Annotated in this window: 3 protein-coding genes; 1 reads left to right on the top strand and 2 read right to left on the bottom strand. The window is 65.5% G+C overall.

What is annotated here, in order from left to right; translation table 11 throughout:
• Positions 1-177: 177 nt before the first annotated feature.
• Positions 178-1,437 (top strand): cytochrome P450, encoded by a 1,260-nt coding sequence (locus ACWCPQ_RS15275; protein ID WP_449898901.1) that lies wholly within the window; start codon positions 178-180, stop codon positions 1,435-1,437.
• Positions 1,438-1,623: 186 nt separating this feature from the next.
• Here ACWCPQ_RS15275 and ACWCPQ_RS15270 read toward each other — a convergent pair whose 3' ends face one another.
• Complete coding sequence (locus tag ACWCPQ_RS15270) at positions 1,624-2,241, bottom strand: hypothetical protein (RefSeq protein ID WP_449898885.1); 618 nt, start codon at positions 2,239-2,241, stop codon at positions 1,624-1,626.
• Between the two features lie 43 nt (positions 2,242-2,284).
• Complete coding sequence (locus ACWCPQ_RS15265; RefSeq protein ID WP_449898883.1) at positions 2,285-2,608, bottom strand: nuclear transport factor 2 family protein; 324 nt, start codon at positions 2,606-2,608, stop codon at positions 2,285-2,287.
• Positions 2,609-3,175 lie beyond the last annotated feature (567 nt).

The following is a 3,175-nucleotide window of genomic DNA, read 5'->3' as shown; positions in this document are numbered from 1 at the left end:
CGGCAGGCCTCGCGGCCGGACGAGTACCGCGGGTTGCAGTTCGAATACGAAATGACCGGTACCGGTCGGTTTGTCCGGAACGGACATTCGTCTCGAGTAGTCTCCCCGGCGTTCCGGAGGCGTCGGCAGAGCTGCCTCCGCAACGCCGCATCCGCCTGTACATCTGGAGTGACACTGTTGTTTTCGTCGCCGCCCGACCCTCGGTCCACGGAATTCCCGCTGATCCACGGCTCACCACAGAGTACCGATGAGCCGCGGGTTCCGTTCTACGCCGCGGAGATCGCTCAGGCACCGCACGACTTCTATCGCGAAATGCGCCGTCGATACGGTGCGTTGGTGCCGGTGGAGCTGGCGCCCGGGGTCCCGGCGACACTTGTCGTCGGCTATCACACTGCCGTGCGCATCCTCAACGACCCCGAGCACTTCCCAGCGGATTCCCGTATCTGGCAGCGAGATATCCCGCGCGATTGCCCCGTCCTACCGCTCCTGGAATGGCGCCCCTCGGCTGTCCGGAACTCCGGCTCTGTGCACGCTCGTTACCGGCAGGCGACTGTCGCCGGGGTGACCGGGGTCGATCTGTTCTCGATCCACACCCGAGTGGAAAGGATCGCCGTGCCGCTCATCAATGCTTTCTGCAGTACAGGTTCGGCGGAACTCGTCGGGCAGTACGCGTTTCCGCTGACGTTCGCGCTCATCAACGACATTCTGGGTTGTCCATCCGAGATCGGTCGACGCGCCGCCGCGGGAATGGCGGCAATGGTGGAGGGCACGGGAGCGGGCGCCGGCGAGGGCGGTGCCGACCTGGAACAGGCCATGGCCGATCTGGTGAGCCTGAAAAGGACCGAACCCGGCCCGGACATCGTCACCCGGATGGTGCGGGACCCGGCGAACCTCGACGACGAGGAGATGATGCACAACCTACTCAGCTTCTACGGAGCAGGGATCGAACCGCTGCAGAACCTGATCGTCAATACGCTCCGGCTGATACTCACCGACGAGCGTTTCGCCGGCGGCATCATCGGCGGGAGCCTGTCCACCCGGGACGCTGTGGACGAGGTGCTGTTCACCGATCCGCCGGTGGCGAACTACGCGGTCTCGTTCCCCCGCCAGCCGGTTCTGATCGACGGCGTCTGGCTGCCTGCCCATCGGCCGGTGATGATCAGCCTTGCCGCCTGCAACAACGATCCGGCCATCGATACCGGGGCGTACACCGACAACCGGGCCCACCTCGCGTGGAGCATCGGAGCGCATATGTGCCCGGCGAAAGAGGTGGCCTACCTGGTTGCGCAAGAGGCGATCGACCAGCTGCTCGACGCACTGCCCGAGCTGCGACTCGCCGTACCGGCCGAGGAGCTGACCTGGCGTCCGGGCCCTTTCCAACGTGCGCTGACTGCATTGCCGGTGGCATTTCCCGAATCCGCGCCGCTGGCGATCTAGTCGCTCGTCCGGATCGGCTGCCGCCGTTGATCCGGATGCCGGTTCGACCGGATGCCGGCCGACTGCCACCGAAGCCTGCGACTTTCTCAACCGATATCTCCGAACGAATGTCGGGCGCAGAGCATTCGGTGGCATTCGCCTATGCCCGACCGGCGGTCGAGGCCGGGAGCGCGTACACAGCAGCGATCACGGCCGGCCGGTGGCGAACGCCTCCACCGCGCCGAGGAACTCCGGGCCACCGACAATGTATCCGCCGACGGTTCCACCGATCAACACGCCCGCAGGGATACTGATCCCCCAGATGAGGGGCAGGCATGCTCCGAGGAGGCCGCCCACGATGGCGCCGCCGACGACGCCGGGCATGTTCTTGTCGATCTGCTGCTTCAGCCGGTCGTAGGAGCTGATGTCGCGCAGCTCCGCGATATCTTCCGCTGTCGGGGTGGGTGTCAGCCGCAGAGTCCGGCCGTCCGCGCCGATATGCTGTGCCATCGCGATGGAGCGCTCACCGATGGTGAACTGTTGCGGCACTTCGGTTACCGCCACGCCGTCGGCGGATTCGAGCGTCACCGCACCGTTGCGCGTGATCCGGAACTCGCCGTTCGCGACGGTGGTCACAACGGCCCCGTCGACCGGCGAAACGGTGACCCGGTAGTCGATTCCGTGATCCACACCGGAAATCGTGTCCGCCGCGGTCATCACGGCCGGCTGCTGCGTAGCGGACGGCGCCGCCTGGGCGGTCGCCGCGGTGACGCACACGGCCGAGACGGCCAGGACGGCTGCAGCAGTGACTATCTCGAACTTCATTCTTCGAACCCTCCACTCAGCTGCCCCGGTTGGGCGGACCGAGTCAGACCTTATGTGGTGCCGAACTCGATGGTGGGTACGCCACACCCGCGGAGGTCATACGTTGCCTGCCGAAGGTGCAGGGGACGCCGCCCGAGTTCGCGCGCCGGTGGCCCGACGTGGATTCTCCGAAGATGGCGCGATGCCCGCGTGCGGTGTCCATGTACTCCCGGACCCGGTGGATCAGACCGTCCCGCAACTCGAATACGGAGCAGTAGTCGTTGATATAGCGGTTGCCGTTCGCGAGCGTGGCGCTCATCGTCTCTTCCACGATCACCCGGTCGCCTTCGGCGTAGAAACCGTGGAACTCGACATCGACCTCGCTCACGAACAGTCGCCCGAAGTCGTGGGCGAGAATTGCGTGATGGCCTCTCTGCCGATTATGTGGCCGGGCCCGGCGAGAGCTACCGCGGTCGCGTTACCCTCCGGTGCTCGCCATTCCGCGTCGGCGGTGAAGCCCGGTGCGATCTGCTCGGCATCATGACTCGCGAATGCCCGCCAGGCAGCACGGACGATGGTTCGATTGTCTGTCACCGGCGTGCATACAGCGGTGCTCACCGACATGACCGGTGCCAGGCCGGAGGCACCGGCCCGCAGGCGGTGTGCGGTATCGGTTGTGCGAGATCTGTGATACAGACTTGCCATTGGTCTGGCCTCAGATTCGGTGCTCGACCACCACACAGGTGAAACCTGTCCGCCCCAACCCGAAGTGGCTCAATGACCTCTTGGTCGTGCAGCGGGCCCAATGCTCAGCCGCCGTTGGCCGTGTCGTCGCGGTTCGCACTCTCCGAAAAGGCTTTTCGAGTAGATGAGTCCGCTGCCGCTCAGCGGAAGCCAGCTCAGCGTGGCGGTGGTGTCGATGGTGGTCCGTTGCTGCTGTGTCCTGGTGCTGGTT

This window comes from Nocardia sp. NPDC001965, assembly GCF_053594175.1.
Note: the sequence above shows the minus strand (reverse complement) of the source record. Positions and strands in the feature narration are given on the sequence as shown.